Source organism: Methylosinus trichosporium OB3b (genome assembly GCF_002752655.1).
Lineage (GTDB): Bacteria > Pseudomonadota > Alphaproteobacteria > Rhizobiales > Beijerinckiaceae > Methylosinus > Methylosinus trichosporium.
This window is the reverse complement of record NZ_CP023738.1, coordinates 161,548-180,552: the sequence shown is the minus strand read 5'-3', so window position 1 is coordinate 180,552 and position 19,005 is coordinate 161,548. Positions and strand designations below refer to the sequence as shown.

Here is a 19,005-nt window from a genome sequence, read left to right as displayed (position 1 = left end):
GCGCATGTTTTGTACGGGCTGCCTCACCTCACCGTATGCTCGCTCGATAAGTCCCGCGTCATGGTAGCACCAGATTCGGCAACTCGGTTCGGTCTGACCCGAAAAGCCCTCGAGACCGCGACGAAGAACGCCGGCACGAAATAGATCGCCAGAAGCGTCGCGCTGAGCATGCCGCCGACGACCGCCGTGCCGATCGCGATGCGGCTGGCCGAACCGGCGCCGGTCGCGAAGACGAGAGGCAGAGTGCCGGCCACGAAGGCGATGGACGTCATCAAGATCGGCCGCAGCCGCTCTCCGGCGGCGGCGATTGCGGCCTCCGCCAGCGTTGCGCCATTGTCGAAGAACGCTTTTGCGAATTCGACGATGAGGATCGCGTTCTTTACCGCGAGGCCGACCGTCGTGAGCAGGCCGACCTGAAAATAGACGTCATTGGCCAGACCGCTGTTCAATGTCGCCACGATCGCGCCGATGACGCCGAGGGGAACGACCAGCAGGACGGAAAGAGGGATCGCCCAGCTCTCGTAGAGAGCGGCGAGACAGAGCACCACGACCGTCAGTGAGATGGCGTAGAGCGCAGCTGTCTGCGAGCCGGATTTCTGTTCTTCATAAGAGAGGCCGGTCCATTCGTAGCCGACTCCCGGAGGAAGCTTCTCGATGAGGCGCCGCATCGTCGCCATGGCTTCACCCGTGCTGTGGCCGGGCGCGGGGGCGCCGAGAATTTCAAAGGATGTGAGACCATTGTAGCTTTCCACTTTTTGTGGACCCAATGTCCATGCGCCGTCGAGGAAGGCGTCGAACGGAGCCATTTTTCCCGACGAGTTGCGCACATGCCAACGCGCGAGGTCGCTCGGCGACATTCGCGAAGTCGTGTCGCCCTGGACATAGACCTGTTTCACGCGTCCCGATCGCAAGAACTGATTGACATATTGCGAGCCCAGAGCGCCCTGTATGGTCGCGTTGAGGTCGCTCACCGAGACGCCGAGCGCATTGGCTTTTTCGCGATCGATCTTCAGCCGGTACTGGGGCGCATCTTCGAGCCCGTTCGGGCGCACGCCGGCAAGTGTAACCTCCTGCGCCGCCATTCCGAGCAATTGATTGCGTGTAGCGAGAAATTTATCACGCCCGAGCTGGCCGCGGTCTTCGAGCTGGAGGTCGAACCCCGTCGCATTGCCGAGCTCCATCACCGCCGGCGGCTGGAAGACGAAGACTCGACCGTCGCGGCTCCCGGCAAAATGTTGCATCGCGCGACCGGCGACCGCTGCGCCGCTCTGTCGGGCGCTCGGTCTTTCCGACCAATCCTTCAGCTTGATTGCCGCGAAACCGGCGTTCTGGGCCTGACCGGCGAAATTGAATCCCGAGACGGTCAGCACCGATTCGACATTCTCCTTTTCGGCTGTCAGCAAGTAATCGGCCATCTGCTTGTTCAATGCCGCCGTTTGTTCCGCGGTGGCTCCAGGCGGCATCGTCACTTGGCCGAAGAGCAGCGCCTGATCCTCGTCGGGAAGAAAGCCGGTCGGTATTCGGTTGAACAGAACGACCGCCGCCACGGTGATCGCCATGAAGATCAGACGGAACGCGCGCGGGCGCATGATCAAATTGTGGACGCCGTTCTTGTAGCGCTCGGTGAGGCGAGCGAATGTGCGATTGAACCATGCGAAGAAACGGGACCTGGGACCGCTGTCCCGCGCCGGCTCTTTCAACAGCGTCGCGCAGAGAGCGGGGGTGAGGATCAACGCCACCAGCACGGAGAGCGCCATCGCCGATACGATCGTGACCGAGAACTGACGATAGATCACGCCGGTCGAGCCGCCGAAGAAGGCCATCGGCAGAAACACCGCCGAGAGCACCAGCGCGATGCCGACGAGCGCTCCCGATATCTCGTCCATCGACGCGCGCGTGGCGTCTCGCGGCGACAATCTCTTTTCGCTCATGAGCCGTTCGACGTTTTCGACGACGACGATGGCGTCATCCACGAGGAGGCCGACGGCGAGCACCATTGCGAGCATCGTGAGCGTATTGATCGAATAGCCGAAAGCGGCGAGAACGCCGAATGTGCCGAGCAGCACGATCGGCACAGCGATCGTCGGAATGAGCGTCGAGCGAAAGTTTTGCAGGAAGACGAGCATGACCACGAAGACCAGCGCGACGGCCTCGAAAAGCGTCTTCACCACCTCCTCGATGGAAAGCGTGATGAAGGGCTCGGTGTCGAGCGGATAGGCGAGCTTCAGGCCGGGAGGGAAAAACTTTTCGAGGCGGCCCAGCTCGGCGCGCACGGCCGCTTCCGTGGAAAGCTGGTTGGCTCCCGGGGCGAGCTTGAGCGCGAGAGCGCCGAAGGGCTTGCCATTATAGAGCGATGTTGTCGAATAGGACTGCGCGCCGATCTCGACGCGCGCGACGTCCATCAATCTCACCTGCGAGCCGCTCGGATTCACTTTGAGCAAGATGTTCTCGAATTGCTCGGGCGTTTCGAGCCGGGCCGGTCCTATGATGGCGGCGTCGAGGCGATTGCCTCTGCTGGCCGGCAGTCCGCCGAGCTCTCCTGACGAGACTTGCACATTCTGCGCGGTGAGCGCGCTCGTGACATCGCCGACGGTCAGCGAATATTTGTTGAGCTTATCCGGATCGAGCCAGATGCGCATGGCGTATTCGGATCCGAACGAAGTGAAGTCGCCGACGCCGGTGATGCGCGTCAACGGATCCTTGAGGTTGGAAGAGACATAGTCGTCGATGTCGATGGCCGACATCGCGCCGTCGTCGGAATAGACGCCGACGATCAACATGAAGCTTTTGACGGATTTGTTGACCTTGATCCCCTGCTGGGTGACCTCGGTCGGCAGATTCGGCTGGGCGAGAGAAAGCTTGTTCTGAACCTGCACCTGCGCGATGTTCGGATCTACGCCTTGCGCAAAGGTCAGGTCGATTTCCATCGATCCATTCGATTGGGCGGTCGAAAGAAGATATTCCAAGCCATCGAGGCCGGACATTTGTTGGAGAATGGGTCTCACCACCGTATCCATGACCGTCTGAGCGGAGGCTCCCGGATAGGTGACCGTGATCGAGATTTGCGGCGGAGCGATGCTGGGATATTGCGCGATCGGCAACCGAAAGATCGAGATGCCGCCGAGCAGCATCACGATCAGGCCGAGCACCCATGCGAACACCGGACGGTCGATGAAGAAACGTGACATCGATGGAATCCCCGCGACGAAACGTCAGGACCGTTTGTCGGGGCGGATTGCCGCGTCTTCGACGGCGACGGGCCGAACGACATCGCCGGGACGGATGTTCTGCAATCCGTCGACGATCACGCGCTCGCCAGCGCGCAGGCCGCCGATGACGATCCATTGATCGTCGATCGCTTGACCGGTTTGTATGACGCGCAGGCTCGCCTTGTCATCGTCTCCGATCAGCAAGACGGTCGCATCTCCATGCGTATTGCGGGAGACGGCTTGCTGCGGCACCAGAATGCCGTTTCGATCGACCCCTTCCTGAAGGGAGGCATGTACATACATGCCCGGCAACAGGAGATGTTTGGGGTTGGGGAAAATCGCCCGCATGAGAACCGTGCCCGTCCCCTCGTCGACGGTGACCTCCGAAAATTGCAGCTTTCCCGGGACGTCATATGTGCTGTTGTCTTCGAGCTTCAAAGTGACCTTCGCCGCGCCACGGCCGACGCTTTCGATCTCGCCGCTCGCCAGCGCCTTGCGCAGACGCAACAGAGTCGTCGCCGATTGCGTCACATCGACATAGATCGGGTCGAGCTGCGTCACTGTCGCGAGCACATTGCTCTGATTGGCGATCACGAGTGCGCCCGGCGTGACTGTGGATCGACCGATCCGACCGGAGATGGGGGCCAGAACTTTCGTATAGGAAAGATTGATCTTCGCCTGGGAGATGCTCGCCTGGGCGATGGCGATATCGGCCTCCGCTTGTTGCGCCGTCGCCACGGCGTCATCGAGGTCTTGCTTGCTCACGGCCTTCATGGAGGACAGCGACTTGTAACGAGCGGCTTTCGCGTTTGCCGCTTGCAGAGTCGCTCGATTGCGCGCCAATGTGGCGACCGTGCTGTCATAGGCTGCTTGGTAGAGAGCCGGATCGATCTGATAGAGTTGCTGGCCTTCTTTGACCTCGCTGCCTTCTTCGAATAGCCGTTTCAGGACCACCCCATTGACCTGGGGCCGCACCTCTGCGGTCAGAACGGCGGTCGTGCGCCCGGGTAGTTCCGTCACGCGCGTGATCGGCTGGAGATGGACGACGACATAGCCCGCCTGCGCAGGCGGACGCGTCGGCTCTGCGGCCAGCGCTTGCTCACAATTCGCAGCGACCGCCAGAGACAGCAGCGCGAAGAAACCGCCGAAGAGGCCTGCTGCGGCCGGGCGCGAAATCCGTGCTTCAGGATTCGTGACGATCAAGGGCGACGAGGGGGCTCGGTGACGCGTCGACATCATGTGCGGCTTCGCTCGAGAGAGTGCGGAAAACATGGCGTTTTTCTTCGTAGGGCGTCGGAGAGGCCGAGGCCTCTCATTCGCCGCCTTGCCGGGTCTCCGCGGACGATCCGCAGGAGGGCGGCGCCGAAACGGCTCGACCGAACATGTCCGCGAACTGTTCCAGAAGCCGGCTCGCTATTTCGGGCGAAGTCTCGAGAACCTCGCGATGGACGAACCCCAGCTCGAAGCCGAGGCTCAGCAACATTTCGGCGGCGGAGCCGACGTCGAGATCCGCTTCCGCAATTCCAGCGTCGACGTAGCGCGCGAGCCGCGTCTCGAGGCCGCTCCTGATTTCCTCTCGGATCCAGATGCGGTTGAAATGCGTCTTGAAGGCTCGATCGAGCAGAGCTCTCGAGATCACGATGCGAATTCGGTCCGAACGTTCCGAGATTTTCTCGACCGAATGACCGAGCATCTCGCGCGCTTCCTGCGCCATGGTCGGACAAAGCGGTCGCGCCAAGAAGAGCGCCGCGTCGGAGCGGTCGTCCTCCTTGTCGAGAACCGCGAGCAGCAGTCCTTCCTTGCCGTTGAAATAGCGCTGGATCAGGGCCTCCGAGCAACCTGCGGCGTCGGCGATGGCGCGCGTCGTCGCTCCCTCGTAGCCGCAATCGGCGATCGCCGTCGCTGCGGCCGCGATCAGAGCGTCACGAGTGGCTTGGCGGTCGCGGGCTCGTGGCTTGCGGACCATGTCGTCGGAGTGCATGTCGCCTCATAAGTAAGTATACACACACATACCTATGGCGCATGAGCTGTCGGGTCAAGAGCCTCGGCGCAGGAAAATGCGGGCAAGCTCGCGCTTTCGCGCCAGGTCCGAAAGGACAAGGTTGATCGACGCTGCTGGGCGCTGATCTCGATCATCAGCTCTCTCGAACTTGCTCCCCCGGAGCATAGGCGGCGAGAAATACGGCGACTCCGGTGGCGATCGCGCGGTTGCGCTCGGTCGCCGACACTGCCGATTCGTCGCCGAGCATCGCCCGCAACTGAAGGTCGCCACGGATCAGGCCGATGAAATGCTTGGCGACGTCGCGGGGAACGGACCGGCGGAGCGAGCCTGCCGCCATTGCGGTCTCGAACACCTCCGCCAGTCGCGCGATCAGCCTGTCCGGCCCGTTCTCGTAAAAGAGCTTGCCGAGTTCGGGAAAGCGCCGAGCCTCGGCCGCGACGATCCGGTTCGTGGCCACCACGTCGGGCGACAGCAATAGATCGAGCACTGCGCCGGCGAGACGCTCCATTTTGCTTTTCAAATCTGCGGCGCCTGTCACCCCCGACACCAGGCGAGAGGAAAACCGGTCGCCGGTCGACCAGATCACCGCCGTGAACAGTTCATCCCGACTGCCATAATGGGCATAGAGCGTCGCCTTGCTGACGCCGGCTTCCTGAGCGATCGCCTCCATCGATGTTTCGGCGAAGCCCCTGCTGAGAAACAGCCGGTGAGCCGCCTCGACGATGCGCTCGACCGTACGCGGTCCTCTCGTCCTGACTTTCGGTCTGCCGGCATCCGCCATTGCGATCCTCATTCGTAATCCGTAATTGAACGTCACCGTTCAATAGTTGACGGCTCGCTTGGACATTGATAGCCTTTTACAGCGCAAACACAAAACCAATCCGTTCATTTGAACGGCGCGCAGTTTCGGAAGAGGCGGTCGCGGCGCTGCGGGCGCCCGTCCAATCCCGCAAAGGACGCCGTCGCCGTCAGGGTAGGCGAGAGGGGATCATGACCAACATTGTCTGCGACAAGCTCGGCATTCGCTACCCGATCCTGCAAGGGCCGATGGCCTGGGCGTCGGACAGCAAGCTCGCCGCGAGCGTTTCCAACGCCGGCGGGCTGGGGATCATGGGGCTCGGCTTTTGCCCGCCGGCCGTTTTCGAGGCCGAGATCCGCGCGGCCCGGGTCCTGACGGAGGCGCCCTTCGGCCTCAACATCATCACCTGCCTGCCCGACGCCGAGAAGCTGCTGGAAATCACCCTGCGCGAAGGGATCAGGGTCGTCGAGATCGAGACATTCCTCGCCTATTTCGACACGCTTCCGCGTTACGTCGAAGCGCTCAGGAGCCACGGCGCCGCGACGATCGGCAAGGCGTCCTCAGTGTCGGAGGCCAAAGTGTTCGAAGCGGCCGGGGTCGATTTCGTTTCGGTCAAGGGCTACGACGGCGGCGGTCACATCTTCGGCCTCACCGGCACATTCTCGCTGATACCCCAGGTCGTGGACGCCGTTTCCATCCCCGTGATCAATTCGAGCGGCGTCGCCGATGGACGCGGCGTCGCCGCTTCGTTCATGCTCGGCGCCGCCGGCGTCGAGGTCGGGAGCCGCTTCCTGGTCGCCGAGGAATGCCCGATCCACGCCAACTACAAGAACGCCATCGTCGCCGCCGGGGAGGGCGACACCGTTCTGACCGGCGTCAGCGCAGGCGACGGGGTGCGTGGCGTCAAAAACCGGCTGACGGATGAAATGCTGCGCTTCGAACGGGAACTGCCGCCCGAAGAGGCCGCGGAGCGCATCCGCGAGATTGGCCGTGGCGTCTTGCGCGCGGCGGCCGTCGACGGCGACGTCGAGAACGGCAGTCTCGTCGTCGGCCAGAACCTCGGGCTGCTCGACGCCATCTTGCCGGCGAGCGTCATCATGCAGGAATTGATCGCCGGCTATTCGAGGGTCGCGCCCTGAGCGAGCAAGCTCTGCAGGCTCGGCAGCCGAGCATCTGCCGACGCCGGCGTGTGCCGAGGGACGAGGCGTCGCCGCCACAGCCTGGACCGATGCAGTAGCGCGAACCTCTGATCACGCCATCGAGCGGAGAAAACCATGACGACCTATGAAATGCGCATCTACACGCTGAAATCCGCCGAGGCCGCCACGGCCTATCGCAAGATCTGGATCAAGCATATCGAAAGCCTTAAAGCATTCGGGATCGTCACCCATGGCGTGTTTGCCGTCGCGAGCGATCCGGCGAAAGTCGTCGCGCTCGTCGACTATCCAGAAGGCGTCGATCCCAAAGCGGCCTCAGACCGCTATATGGCCAGCGATCTGTTCAAGGCGGACATGGCCGGCTTCGATTTCGCCTGGCTCTCCTCCGTGGAGACGATATTGCTCAACCCCGAGACATTCTCTCCTCTCCGGTAGCGGAAGTCTCTGGAGCGCTTCCCGACGAGCCGTCTGTCGTTCACGATCCGCGCAAGGGTTCCACTGACGGCGACTGAACCGAATGTGTCGTCCAGAGCTGCGCCGCCGCCCTCCGCGCGACGATCAAGCCAACAGGCTCGGCTCGCTCGCCGTCTCCGCGTCCCTCGTATCGGAGCAGATCGACTCTTTGATCAGCCGCTCCGTCGTCTGCTCGAAATAGATCCAAAGGTCCGTGTGCAGATCGGAAAACTGCCGCCAGACGGCCGTGTCGAAAAAGCGCCGCGGCGATACAGGGCGTGAGCTGTGATCTGATGGATGAAGCGGAGCAATTGAATTGCCTTTAGCGGGGTCTTCCTCACTTTCCGTGTGCTCTGCAGAGAGCGCTCGCGCATCGCTCGAGTCTCGCCGCGGCCGAGGATGAGACCCCGCGCCGAGGAGTGGAACGATAACCGCCGATCGAGCCGGTCCGACTTTGGAAGCTCTGCAAACTATTGCATTTGCCAAGCAATTCCCTGCGGCCTAACGTTCAGTCCGAGCCGTCCGAATGGTCGGCGGCGCAGTGAAGCGAGTGGCGCTCATGAGTTCTGCCGCGGCTCACGCCGTCGCTGATTCCGTCGATGCGACGATCCGCGGCGGACGCGCGCTCGCCGATCGAGCGGACCAAGGGTGATGCGGGATCTGTCGATCTTGTTCCGGCGCTACAACGCCGATGTGACGAAGGCTCTCCGCCGCCGCGGGCTGTCGTCGGAGGCGGCCGCGGACATTGCGCAGGAGACATTTCTACGCGTTCTGGCGCTGGGAATGCGCTCGGAGGCTGTCGTCGACAATCCGCGCGGCTATCTGCTGCGCGTCGCTCGCAATCTGTCCATCGACCTCGGCCGGCGCGAGGGCCATTCGCCTTTCGTCGGCGGGGAGATCGAGAGGTTCGAAGCGACGCCCGATCCGGCGCCGTCGCAGGAGACGCGGCTGTCGGACCGCCAGAAGCTCGCGGCGGTCGCCGCCGCGCTCGACGAATTGCCCGAGCGCACGCGGCGCGCTTTCGAGATGCACCGGCTCGGCGAACGGACCATCGCCGAGATCGGGGTGGAGCTCGGCCTCTCCACCTCGCGCACGGCGGTGCTGATCAAGGACGCCTACCATCATATTCGCGGCCGCCTGCGCGCCGACGAGGATTGAGCGGACGACATTCGCGGGAAATTGCCGCGTCTCTTGCATTATGAATATATGAGCGAGCCGCCGGGCCCGGCGGCGCCGGTGGGCTCAGAGCAGGATGGAACGCTCCTCGCATCAGGACGACAGGCTGTGGGACGAGGCGCTCGATCTCGTCATACGGCTGCAGAACGATCCGCTCAATCCCGTCACGCTCGACATGATCCGGGGGTGGCGGCGGCGCAGTCCTGTGCATGCCGCCGCCTGGTCCGAGGCGTGCGAGATTCACGGATTGAGCGGACAGGTCCTCGCCGCGCGCCGGGAGGCGGAGCCGGCGGCGCGCGGCCTCGTCTCGCGGCGTCTGCTGCTGGCGGGCGGCGCCGCGGCGGCGGCGGTCGGCGGGCTCGCCGCGCCTCAGCTGCTGCTGCGGGCGAAGGCCGATCACATCACCGAGGCGGGCGAGACGCGCCGCGTCATGCTCGCCGACGGCAGCGCGGCGACGCTCGGCCCCGCGAGCGCCATCCGCCTCGCTTTCACCGCCGACGCGCGCGACGTCGAGCTGCTCGCGGGAATGGCGTTCTTCGAGATCGCCCCCGACGCGCGCCGTCCGTTCCGCGTCGCCTCGGAGCAACTGGCCGCGACGGCGCTCGGCACGGCGTTCGAAATGAGCAATGATGCGGGACGCCTGTCCGTTTGCGTCGACCATGGTCTCGTCCGCATCGATCTCGCCGAGGCGGCGACGCGGTCGGCGCGGCTTGCCGCCGGCGATTGGCTGACCTTCGACGCCGGCCGTTCGGCGATCGAGAGCGGACGCCGGGAGAGCGTGCAGATCGCCGCCTGGCGTGACGGATGGATGTTCGCCAATGACGAGACCGTCTCGGCGCTCGTCGCGCGCATATCGCGTTGGCGTCCGGGCCGCATTCTTCTCGCGGATCCTTACTTCGGCGGCGAGCGGGTGAGCGGCGCCTTCGATCTGCGCGATCCGCGCGCGGCGCTCGAGGCCGTCGTGTCCCCCTTCGGCGGCGTGGTGCGCATGCTCACCCCCTATCTCACCGTGATCTCGCGCTTTTAGAAGGCTTCCAAAGGCGCAGGAATTTGCAGCTCCGTTCACGTTTCTCCTCGCAAGAGGCGACGCGCGCAAGATAGCGCCGCCCGGCGAAGCGAGCGGGAGAACGGGTGTGATGAGCACGATGAATGCCGGGACGGCGGCGCGTCGGACGCGTAAGAATAAAACGACGAAGATCGCCTTGGTGCTCTTGTCGGCGACATGCGCCTCGTCGGCGATGATGGCCGGTGTGCAGATCGCGTGCGCGCAATCGAGCGCGAGCCGGCGCTTCGACATTCCCGCCGGCTCATTATCGCGCGCGCTCGCCGCCTTCGGCCGGCAAGCGGGATTGCAGGTCGCCTATCGCCCGGCGATCGCCGCCGGCCTGCGCTCGCCGGGCGCCTCGGGGGAGCTTTCGCCCGGGGCGGCGCTCGGTCGTCTGTTGAGCGGCACGGGTCTTTCCTATCGCTTCTCAGGCGCCGGCGCGGTGACGATCGAGCGGCTGGGCGGCGGCGATGAGGCGGCGGCGGATGGCGCGACCGCGCTCGAACCGATCGACGTCGGGGCGGCGGCGCCCGAGAGCGCCCGGGGCCCAGTCGACGGCTATGTCGCGCGCGGCAGCGCGACGGCCACCAAGACAGACACACCGATCATCGAGACGCCGCAGTCGATCTCTGTCATCACGCGGGAGCAGATCGAGGATCAGCAGCCACAGTCGATGTCGCAAGCCCTCAGATACACCTCGGGGGTCGTTTCCGAGGCGCTCGGCATCCAGAATCACGACGCCATATATATCCGTGGCTTCAGCGACGCCGATGGCGGAGGCATCCAATATCTCGACGGATTGAAACTCCCCTATGGCGTCGGGTTCGCAAACGTCCGGCTCGACCCTTATCTGCTCGAACGCATCGACGTCCTGAAGGGACCCGCCTCGGTTCTGTACGGTCAGAGTAGCCCGGGTGGAATCGTGAACATGACCAGCAAGACGCCAATCGACCGCTCGTTCGGCGAAATTCAGCTGCAAGGCGGCAGCTACAAAGGGCTGCTCGGCGCTTTCGACATCGGCGGACGCCTCGATCATGACGGTCAATTCATCTATCGTCTCACAGGGGCCATGCGAGATTCGGATTCCCAAGTCGATTTTGTGCATAATAGACGCGCCGCCATCGCACCGTCATTCACGTGGCGTCCGGACGCCGACACCAAACTCACCGTCTATGGAAGCTACCAGAGCGATGATCCCGGGGGACGCTTCTATAATATCGTGCCAGCGTCTGGGTCACTGTTCCTCAATCAAAATGGGAAGCTTCCGCGGAGCTTCTTCGACGGCGACCCGACGTTCAATACTTTTGATCGCACGCAATATTACATCGGCTACGCGTTCGAGCATCGTTTTGACGACGTTTGGACAGTCCGGCAGAATATGCGCTTCTTCGAAATCGCAGGGACTTATAAGGACGTTTTCGGCATAGGCTATGCGGCTGGCTCCGACAGAATCATCAACCGCTACACACGATACAATCTCGAGTCGCTCGGGGCGCTGACGAACGACAACCAGATCGAGGCCACATTCACCACCGGGGTGATCGCGCATCACGCGTTGCTCGGATTAGACTATCAGCATGTCGCCGATACGAATCGGGTCGGCGTCGGCTCCGCGCCTTCGCTCGACGCCTATGCCCCTGTCTATTATCAAAGCATTCCCGTTCCCACTTTTTATCAGGACCAGACCCAAATTCTGAATCAGACGGGCCTATACGTCCAGGATCAAATGAGCTGGGCCGGACTCCATGTGATGGCTGGTCTTCGGCGCGACTGGGCCGATCTGGACACGACCAACCATCTCTCGGACAATAAGGTTACGCACAAATGGGACCGCGCGCTCACATGGCGTGCGGGAGCGCTGTATGAGTTTCTGAACGGCGTCTCGCCATATTTCAGCTATTCGACCTCGTTTTTCCCGACGACCGGCGTCGATTTCGGCGGAAAGCCATTCGACCCGACCACCGGTGAGCAATATGAGGCGGGCGTCAAATACAAGCCGCCCGGCTACAATGCCTACGTCACTGTATCGGCTTTCGATATCGAAAAAAACAATGTGCTTACTCCCGATCCCGATCCGACGCATCTGTTCGCGAATGTGCAGACAGGCCAGATTCGATCCCGCGGAATCGAGGTGACGGGCGTCATGAGCCTGACGGAAGGGCTCAACGCAATCGTGTCGTACACGCACAACAACGTGGAAGTGACCAAAGCGACCGACAAGACACTCGGAAAGACGCCGCTGTACGCACCGCGCGACGCGGCTTCGGGATGGCTCGATTACACGTTCGGCGCCGATGCATTGTCGGGTCTCACACTGGGCGGTGGCGTGCGCTATGTCGGCTGGACCTATGGCGACACGTCCAACACGTTCAAGGCGCCCGGCTACGCCGTCGCAGATGCGATGGTTCGCTACCGGCTCGACAGGCTTCACCCCGATTTGAAGAACATGGAGCTACAGGTCAACGCCAGCAATCTGTTCGATCGGACCTATGTAGGGGGCTGCAGCTCGATCGGCGTTTGCTATTACGGCATGGGGCGCACTGTTCTCGCGACACTGAAATATCGATGGTGACGCGTACGAACCCCTCGCGCGATCACATTATGGGGCGCTCGTCGGCCTCGGATCTCTGCGAGACGCCGTGACGGCGTCCAGCGTCACATCCGACGCTGGCGCCCGGAGCGCATCTTGGACGCGTTAAAAATCATAGCAATCGCTTCTAACGATTGATGGCCGGCGCGAGGACTTTCGATTTCGAGTCTCATGCGAACTTCTCTTCATCGGCGCGCGCCTTCGTTCAGTCACGACAATGGCGCGCCCCTTCGCAGACCGCAAAGGCGTCGGCCTCGCGCCCTGCGCCTCGTCCGACGCCGCGCCGCGTCCTTTCGCGCCTTTGTCACGATTGAACGCCCAGCTCGCCCAGCAGCAGCCGATGGCGGAATTCACGTTCACGCAGCGCGACCCCAACACGCAATCGCGGCCGCAGAACGCAATCTCCAAGTCCTCTTTCGACGCGCGCCATCACTGCGAAGGTCGACGCCGCGCAGATTCGCAAGATGCGGACGCTGAAGGCCAGGTCGCCTCGGCGAGCCATCGGCTGTTCTGCGAGCTCACGCCCGCTCTGTCGGACGCCTGCGAACGGCTCGCTCTCGTCGCGCGCCGCCGAAGGCCGCCTGACGAAGGATGACGCCGATCGGCGCTGCGAGCGCCACCCACGAGAGAACGCGCCAGCCGTCTCCATCGCCAAGCAGAGCCGCGAGCAGACCAAAGACGGTCAGCGCCGCGAGAACGAGCGGGATGGCGAAAATGTCGCGCAAGCTTTTCTCGCGCGAGGAAAAATTCGTCCGCTTCATTCGGCGGCCTCCGACCTTGTGTCCAATGCGTCCGGCTGCGCTTCGGCGAGGCGCGAGGAGACCGGCGTCCGGCGGCGCGCCGCCCAGAGATAGAGCCCGCCGCCGATGACGAAGATTGTCGCCACGTCGAGGATGGCCCAGATGATCTTGAGCGGCATGCCGGCGTAGTCGCCGAAATGCAGCGGGCGTGAGACCTCGAGCGCCTTCAGGTACCAGGGCAGCTCGGCGACGAGGGTGAGCTCCCCGGTCGCGGCGTCGATCATCGCCGGCTGAAAAAGGCGCGAGGTCAAAGGCGTGTCGCCTTTGGTCCAGATCACGTAATGATGCGGGCTGCCGAGGCGCGTGGTCGGAAAGATGATGCTGGTGAGCGTTCGGTTCGGCACGGCCTCACGAACCGTGTCGAAGGCCGCCTGGACCGGACTCAGCCGGACGGGCGGCGCCGTGCCCTGATAGGGAGCCAATATCGCCGCGACATCGGTCGCCTGCCAGAGCAGGAACAAAGGCCGGGACAGCTCGTTGACGACCCCGGTGGCGCCGATCGCGAGCGCCCATGCGAGCGTCGCCACGCCGAGAAGGTTGTGCATGTCGAGCCAGAGGATGCGCGAATTTCGTCGCCACCGCAGCGCGCCGAACTCGAGCTTGCTCATGAACGGCGCATAGAGCACGACGCCCGACACGAGGGCGACGACGAACAGCAGCCCCATGAAGCCGAGGAACAGCCCGCCGGGAAGATCCGCGAAGAGATCGACGTGCAAGCGCAGCATCACACGCATGAAGGTCAGCTGGTCGCGCGTCGCGATTCCATCCTTCAGCAGCTCGCCTGTGCGGGCGTCGAATCTCAGCCAATGATTCTCTCGCGGCTCCGCGTCCATGGAGGGCGCCAGCGTGACGACGACCTTGGGCTCGTCGTCGTCGATGAACATCGAGCGGACAATCTCGCCGCGGTAACGGGCGAGCGCGGCGTCGACCAGCGTGTCGAGATTCGCGCGCGGCGCATCGGCGGGCAGGACCGCATAGGGCGGATCGTCCGAAAGCCAATCGCCGATCTCCTCGTGAAATATCAGCGGCAGGCCGGTTAGGCAGATGACGAGAAGGAAAAGCGTGCAGATGAGGCTCGTCCATTTGTGCGTGCCGGACCAGAACCGCAAAGTCTTCGGGGTCATGTCGACCTCATGGCGCGCGTTCGAGCGCTCTCGACGAAAAATCCGGCGATCGGCGCGCCGCCTACTGCGATAACGCGGGATCGTTCCCTGACATTAGACGTTCGAAGCGACGAACTTTCTCATTCGACCGCCAAAAAAAATTCAGCGCGTTCGCTTGCGACGCGAGCGCACACCGGCGGATCACATTGGAAGAGATCCAATCATTACGGCTTGTCGGTCGATTTGCGAGGGAATACGAAATGAAGCGTCAGCCTGTCGTTTGCGAGAGAGCGCCTGGCGTTGGCATGTCGGCGTCCGGCGTCTTCCGTCATGGTCAAGCGGCTTCCCCTCACGCGGCTCCTGAGCGTTTTCGGCGCCGAGCGGTCGCGGATCGAGGCGACCATCCAAAGCCGCATGAAGACCGCCGAGGCGGCAGATGTCCTACAGGACACCTGGCTGAAGCTGGCGCAGCGTGGCGCCGAGGGCGCCATCGACGATCCGGCCGCCTTCGTTCGCAGCGTCGCCCGCAACACGGCGCTCGATTATCTGCGCAAGGATCGCCGGCGCCGTTCAATCGACGCGGAAATTCGCGAGCTTCTGTTCGACACGGAAGACGAGCTTTCGCCCGAGCGCATATTGATCGGACGCGAGGCGGCCGATATGCTCGCCGCGGCGATCGACGCCCTGCCCGACCAGACGCGGCGCGTCTTTCTGATGAATCGGTTCGAGGGCAAGACGCATCGCGAGATCGCGGCGGAGCTGCGCATCTCCGACTCGTCCGTCTATTATCACATCCGTCGCGCGCTCGAGCATTTGTCCGGCATGCGCCACCACCTTCCGGACTGACTTTTTTTAAAAATATTCTCCTTCGGAGGTCGGAGCGGACGCCGTCTCGCGCGTCTTTAGGGTAGAAACGCTCCAATGGGCGGTCTCGGCTCGCGACTGTGATCGCCCCCCGACTGCGAATCGCGAGATCATGGACGAGAGCGGAAAAGAAAAGGCCGTCGGCGATCGCGCCGCGAAGGACGCGCGGGATTGGGTCGTCCGTCTCGCCTCCGGAAACACGACCGACGCCGAGCTGGCGCGTTTCAAGGCGTGGCGCGAAGCCTCCCACGAGCATGCGCGCGCTTTTTCCCGCGAGCGGGAGTTCTGGCGACGGCTCGACGCCGTCGATCCGCGCGCGGATCGCCTTCCGACCCCGCCGGCGCAAAGACGCTTGGGACGGCGCGCCGTGCTGACGGGCGCCGCCGCCGCATCCATCGCGGCGGTCGCCGCACCGAAAATCGCGCTGTTGCTGACGGCGGATTATCGGACCGCGGTCGGCGAGCAGGCGGAGCTTTCGCTTCCCGACGGCACGCGCGTCACGCTCGACACCGACAGCGCTTTGGCGCTTTGCTTTCGTCCGGGCCTGCGCCTCGTCGAATTGTTGCGAGGGGAAGCTCTGTTCGACATCGCTCCGGGCGGCGACGCGCCGTTTCGCGTCGCGGCTCTGGACGGGGGCGCCGACGCCGTCGACGCCGCTTTCGCCATGCGGGCGCTCGGCGATGCGGCGACCGTCACCGTCGCGCGCGGCGCGGCGCTGGTGTTCTGTCCGGCCGTCGCCGATGCGCCGCCGATGTCGCGGATGTCCGCGCTCGAGATCGGAGAAGGCCGGCAGACGCGCTATGTTCGCGGCCGCGCGCCTGGTCCGCCCGTCGTCGTCGATGTCGAGCAGACACTCGCCTGGCGGTCCGGCCGGGTGATTTTCGACGGCCGGCCTTTCGCCGACGCGCTGGCCGAGCTCGGACGCTATGTGCCCGAGTCGATCGTGCTGACCAATCGCAGCCGCGCGCAGGATCCAGTCAGCGCGATCGTCTCGATCCGTCAGGCGGGCGCCGCCGTCGCAGCGCTCGCACGGACGCAGGGCCTCACGGCGCGGCGCATTCCCGGCGTGATGATCCTCGTCGGTTAGAAGACTTCTCATCTGCCGAAAAGATCGCGCGCTTCATCTTAAGGTGGATCGCCCCCTCGCGCGTCTCTCCTGTGAAGGGCGCGCGAAGCCGCCGCCCGCATGAAGAACGACAATGGGGGCAATCATGTCGGCAGGCAATGAATGGCGTGGAGAGACGCGCCGAAGCGCTCGCGCAGGACGCGCCGCGACGCTGCTGGCGACGACGATGCTGAGCGCGGGAATAGTCGACGCCGCAGGCATCGCGTCGGCCGTCGCCCAATCCGCCGCGCAATCACGAGACTTCGACATCGCGCCGCAATCCCTCTCGACTGCGCTACGGCAATTCGCCGACCAATCCGGAATGCAGCTCGCCTATCGCACGAGCGAGCTGCGCGGACTCAAATCGCCCGGCGTCAAAGGCCCGGCGACGCCGCTGCAAGCGCTCGCGCGGATTCTCGCCGGCTCGAGCGTCTCGTATCATGTGACAGCGGCCAACATGGTGACGATAGAACGGCCGAGCCCGCTCGCGCTCGCGACCGAAGCGCCGGATGGCGCGGTGCCGCTCGATCCGATCGATGTGGGCGCCGAAGCGACGGCGAACCACTCTCTGGCGTCCGAGGGCAAGGCCGCCGACGGCTATCGGGTCAAATCGGTGTCCTCGCTGGGAGCGCTCGGCCGCCGTTCCTTGCTGGACACGCCCTTCGCAGTCTCTGTGACGTCGCAGGAGCTGATCCGCAACATTCAGGCCATGTCGCCTGACGATGTCTTCAAGCTCAATCCCTTCACCCGCACCCTCACCCCGCAGGGCGCCGGTTGGACGCCGGTGGTGACGATCCGCGGCTTCAACACCAGCGAACGCGCCGAGGACGGCTTGCGCCGCGCGACCAATTTCGCCCAGGTGCTGGAAGACAAGGAACGTGTCGAGGTCCTGAGCGGGCTCTCCGGATTCATGTATGGCGCGGCGTCTCCGGCCGGCATGATCAACTACGTCTACAAGCGTCCGACGATCGAGCGCTTCAATCAATTGACCCTGGGCAATTATGGTGGCGATCAATATTACGTGCATGGCGATTTCGGCGGACGCGTCGACGACGCCGGGAGCCTCGGCTATCGCCTCAATATCGTCAAGCAGGACGGCGGCACGCCGATCGATTACCAGAAGATCGACCGTTTCCTGGTCAGCGGCGCGCTCGATTGGCAAATCGCCGACAAACTGCTGTTCGAGTTCAACGGGGTTCATAACCATTACAAAACGACCAGCCCGAATTCCTATTGGTACCACGACGTGCCGCACAGCGTGGTCCCGAACCCGTCCAAGAACTGGTCGCAGACGTGGATCAAGGACGAGTTCTCTTCCGCCAATCTGATCGCCAAGCTGACCTATACGCCCTTCGACAATGTGACCCTGCGCGCGGCCGGCGCGCTCAGCGACATCGACCGTCCCGTGCAGGACCATACGATGAATTACGTGCCCGCAGCGGGCGTCTACGAGCAGCTCCGGCAGCGCTCCGGCGCGACGAGATTTAACGACGAGGGCGGCCAGCTGCTCGCCGATGTCGGCTTCGACACCGGGCCGCTGGCGCATAAGGTGACGGCCGGTTACTACACCTATTCGACCACGAACTGGACCACGACCTATGCCCCACACACGGGCTATCAGGGTCCCTATTCCATGATGGGTCCGACTTTCGTATCCGAGCCGGCGTTCCAGCTTCTCACCACGGCGCCGTACAATGTCTCATCATACTACAGCGATCAGATGACGAATGAGAATCTACTGATCGGCGATGAGATCCAATTCGGCTCGCAATGGTCGGCTCTGCTGGGGATCAACCGCAGCACGATCAAAACGCAGAGCTTCAACGCCTCGGGCGTGAGGACGCAGCCGGATTACGACCGATCGTACAACGCGCCGTCCGCGTCCTTGATGTTCAAGCCCATTCCTTCGGTCACCTTCTACGGTTCGTATATCGAAGGGCTGGAAACGGGCGGGCAGGCGCCCGCCACCGCGGCCAACGCCTATGCCATCATGCCGCCCATGATCAGCAAGCAGAAGGAGCTGGGCGTGAAGGCGGAAGTCGGCGGCGTGCTGCTGACCACGGCTCTCTTCGATATCGAGAAAGCCTATGAGCTCACCAATAGCAGCAACATCTACACTCAGGACGGACGCGAGCGCCACAAGGGCTTCGAGCTCGCCGTCAGCGGCAAGCCGATCCCCGAGCTGGCGATCTATGGCGGCCTCACTGTGCTCGACGCCAAGATCAGCGGCGGCTCCTACGACGGCAAGGACCCGATCAACGTGGCCAATTTCACGGCCAAGCTCTATTCCGAATATTCGCTGCCCATCCCGGGCCTGACCTTCGTCGCCGGAGTCTTCCACACCGGCGAGCAATGGGGCGACGACGCCAACACCGATCGTCTGCCCAGCTACACCACGCTCGACCTCGGCGCGCGCTATGAGACGACGGTCATGGAGCTGCCGGTGACCTTCCGCGTGAATGCGAGCAATGTCACCAACAATGCGTATTGGGCCAATGCCTATTACCTCGGCGCGCCGCGCACGGTCGCATTCTCGGCTGCCGTCCAGTTCTGACGGCTTACGATTTTTCGAGCCGGTGGGCGGAATAGCGAGCCTGAAGGCTCGCTCTTGGGAGATGTCGAATGGGATGACGCGATGCACCAGGGCGGCGGCTACGATTCCACACCGGCCGCTTTGTGGCCGAGCGATCGCGCCGCCACCG

At 63.5% G+C, this 19,005-nt stretch carries 14 protein-coding genes; 9 read left to right on the top strand and 5 right to left on the bottom strand.

Translation table 11 applies throughout. The features are described 5' to 3' along the window. Window positions 1-23 precede the first annotated feature (23 nt). The 4 genes from CQW49_RS21995 to CQW49_RS21980 form a co-directional block, all read right to left on the bottom strand. Window positions 24-3,188, bottom strand: coding sequence for an efflux RND transporter permease subunit (locus CQW49_RS21995; RefSeq protein WP_003613830.1), 3,165 nt, complete (start codon window positions 3,186-3,188; stop codon window positions 24-26). 24 nt (window positions 3,189-3,212) lie between these two features. Next, a complete protein-coding gene (locus CQW49_RS21990) occupies window positions 3,213-4,412 on the bottom strand; it encodes an efflux RND transporter periplasmic adaptor subunit (protein ID WP_024750029.1) in 1,200 nt (399 codons plus the stop codon). 109 nt (window positions 4,413-4,521) lie between these two features. After that, window positions 4,522-5,190 (bottom strand): TetR/AcrR family transcriptional regulator, encoded by a 669-nt coding sequence (locus tag CQW49_RS21985; protein ID WP_003613828.1) that lies wholly within the window; start codon window positions 5,188-5,190, stop codon window positions 4,522-4,524. Between the two features lie 154 nt (window positions 5,191-5,344). Beyond that, window positions 5,345-5,992 (bottom strand): TetR/AcrR family transcriptional regulator, encoded by a 648-nt coding sequence (locus CQW49_RS21980; RefSeq protein ID WP_003613827.1) that lies wholly within the window; start codon window positions 5,990-5,992, stop codon window positions 5,345-5,347. A 209-nt stretch (window positions 5,993-6,201) separates the two neighbouring features. Between CQW49_RS21980 and CQW49_RS21975 the strand changes: the two genes are divergently transcribed. From CQW49_RS21975 to CQW49_RS21950, 6 genes are all read left to right on the top strand, one after another. Next, on the top strand, window positions 6,202-7,149 hold the full coding sequence (locus tag CQW49_RS21975; protein ID WP_003613826.1) for an NAD(P)H-dependent flavin oxidoreductase: 948 nt from the start codon (window positions 6,202-6,204) through the stop codon (window positions 7,147-7,149). A gap of 135 nt (window positions 7,150-7,284) precedes the next feature. Next, entirely contained in the window at window positions 7,285-7,602 is a 318-nt protein-coding gene (locus CQW49_RS21970) for an NIPSNAP family protein (protein ID WP_003613825.1), read from the top strand. Between the two features lie 669 nt (window positions 7,603-8,271). Next, window positions 8,272-8,778, top strand: coding sequence for an RNA polymerase sigma factor (locus tag CQW49_RS21965; RefSeq protein ID WP_003613824.1), 507 nt, complete (start codon window positions 8,272-8,274; stop codon window positions 8,776-8,778). A gap of 94 nt (window positions 8,779-8,872) precedes the next feature. Continuing rightward, on the top strand, window positions 8,873-9,823 hold the full coding sequence (locus CQW49_RS21960) for a FecR family protein (protein WP_024750030.1): 951 nt from the start codon (window positions 8,873-8,875) through the stop codon (window positions 9,821-9,823). A 109-nt stretch (window positions 9,824-9,932) separates the two neighbouring features. Then, window positions 9,933-12,413 carry a TonB-dependent siderophore receptor gene (locus tag CQW49_RS21955; RefSeq protein WP_003613820.1) on the top strand — a complete coding sequence of 827 codons (2,481 nt, stop codon included), beginning with the start codon at window positions 9,933-9,935 and terminating at the stop codon, window positions 12,411-12,413. Between the two features lie 235 nt (window positions 12,414-12,648). Beyond that, window positions 12,649-13,026: a hypothetical protein gene (locus tag CQW49_RS21950; RefSeq protein ID WP_024750031.1), complete on the top strand. Its 378-nt coding sequence runs from the start codon at window positions 12,649-12,651 to the stop codon at window positions 13,024-13,026. A 162-nt stretch (window positions 13,027-13,188) separates the two neighbouring features. On the opposite strand, the gene CQW49_RS21940 is transcribed toward CQW49_RS21950, so the two are convergent. Continuing rightward, complete coding sequence (locus tag CQW49_RS21940; RefSeq protein ID WP_003613818.1) at window positions 13,189-14,355, bottom strand: PepSY-associated TM helix domain-containing protein; 1,167 nt, start codon at window positions 14,353-14,355, stop codon at window positions 13,189-13,191. 309 nt (window positions 14,356-14,664) lie between these two features. Between CQW49_RS21940 and CQW49_RS21935 the strand changes: the two genes are divergently transcribed. The 3 genes from CQW49_RS21935 to CQW49_RS21925 all read left to right on the top strand — a co-directional run bounded on the left by CQW49_RS21935 (window position 14,665) and on the right by CQW49_RS21925 (window position 18,857). Then, window positions 14,665-15,180, top strand: coding sequence for a sigma-70 family RNA polymerase sigma factor (locus tag CQW49_RS21935; protein WP_003613817.1), 516 nt, complete (start codon window positions 14,665-14,667; stop codon window positions 15,178-15,180). A 130-nt stretch (window positions 15,181-15,310) separates the two neighbouring features. After that, window positions 15,311-16,285: a FecR family protein gene (locus CQW49_RS21930; RefSeq protein WP_003613816.1), complete on the top strand. Its 975-nt coding sequence runs from the start codon at window positions 15,311-15,313 to the stop codon at window positions 16,283-16,285. Window positions 16,286-16,409: 124 nt separating this feature from the next. Further along, the gene (locus tag CQW49_RS21925; protein WP_003613815.1) at window positions 16,410-18,857 is read left to right on the top strand and encodes a TonB-dependent receptor; all 2,448 of its coding nucleotides are present in this window, start codon (window positions 16,410-16,412) and stop codon (window positions 18,855-18,857) included. Window positions 18,858-19,005 lie beyond the last annotated feature (148 nt).

Coding starts and splice junctions, on each gene's coding strand:
- CQW49_RS21995 (WP_003613830.1), bottom strand. CDS start 3,188: ATGTCACGTTTCTTCATCGACCGTCCGGTGTTCGCATGGGTGCTCGGC.
- CQW49_RS21985 (WP_003613828.1), bottom strand. CDS start 5,190: ATGCACTCCGACGACATGGTCCGCAAGCCACGAGCCCGCGACCGCCAA.
- CQW49_RS21980 (WP_003613827.1), bottom strand. CDS start 5,992: ATGGCGGATGCCGGCAGACCGAAAGTCAGGACGAGAGGACCGCGTACG.
- CQW49_RS21975 (WP_003613826.1), top strand. CDS start 6,202: ATGACCAACATTGTCTGCGACAAGCTCGGCATTCGCTACCCGATCCTG.
- CQW49_RS21970 (WP_003613825.1), top strand. CDS start 7,285: ATGACGACCTATGAAATGCGCATCTACACGCTGAAATCCGCCGAGGCC.
- CQW49_RS21965 (WP_003613824.1), top strand. CDS start 8,272: ATGCGGGATCTGTCGATCTTGTTCCGGCGCTACAACGCCGATGTGACG.
- CQW49_RS21960 (WP_024750030.1), top strand. CDS start 8,873: ATGGAACGCTCCTCGCATCAGGACGACAGGCTGTGGGACGAGGCGCTC.
- CQW49_RS21955 (WP_003613820.1), top strand. CDS start 9,933: ATGAGCACGATGAATGCCGGGACGGCGGCGCGTCGGACGCGTAAGAAT.
- CQW49_RS21950 (WP_024750031.1), top strand. CDS start 12,649: ATGGCGCGCCCCTTCGCAGACCGCAAAGGCGTCGGCCTCGCGCCCTGC.
- CQW49_RS21940 (WP_003613818.1), bottom strand. CDS start 14,355: ATGACCCCGAAGACTTTGCGGTTCTGGTCCGGCACGCACAAATGGACG.
- CQW49_RS21935 (WP_003613817.1), top strand. CDS start 14,665: ATGGTCAAGCGGCTTCCCCTCACGCGGCTCCTGAGCGTTTTCGGCGCC.
- CQW49_RS21930 (WP_003613816.1), top strand. CDS start 15,311: ATGGACGAGAGCGGAAAAGAAAAGGCCGTCGGCGATCGCGCCGCGAAG.
- CQW49_RS21925 (WP_003613815.1), top strand. CDS start 16,410: ATGTCGGCAGGCAATGAATGGCGTGGAGAGACGCGCCGAAGCGCTCGC.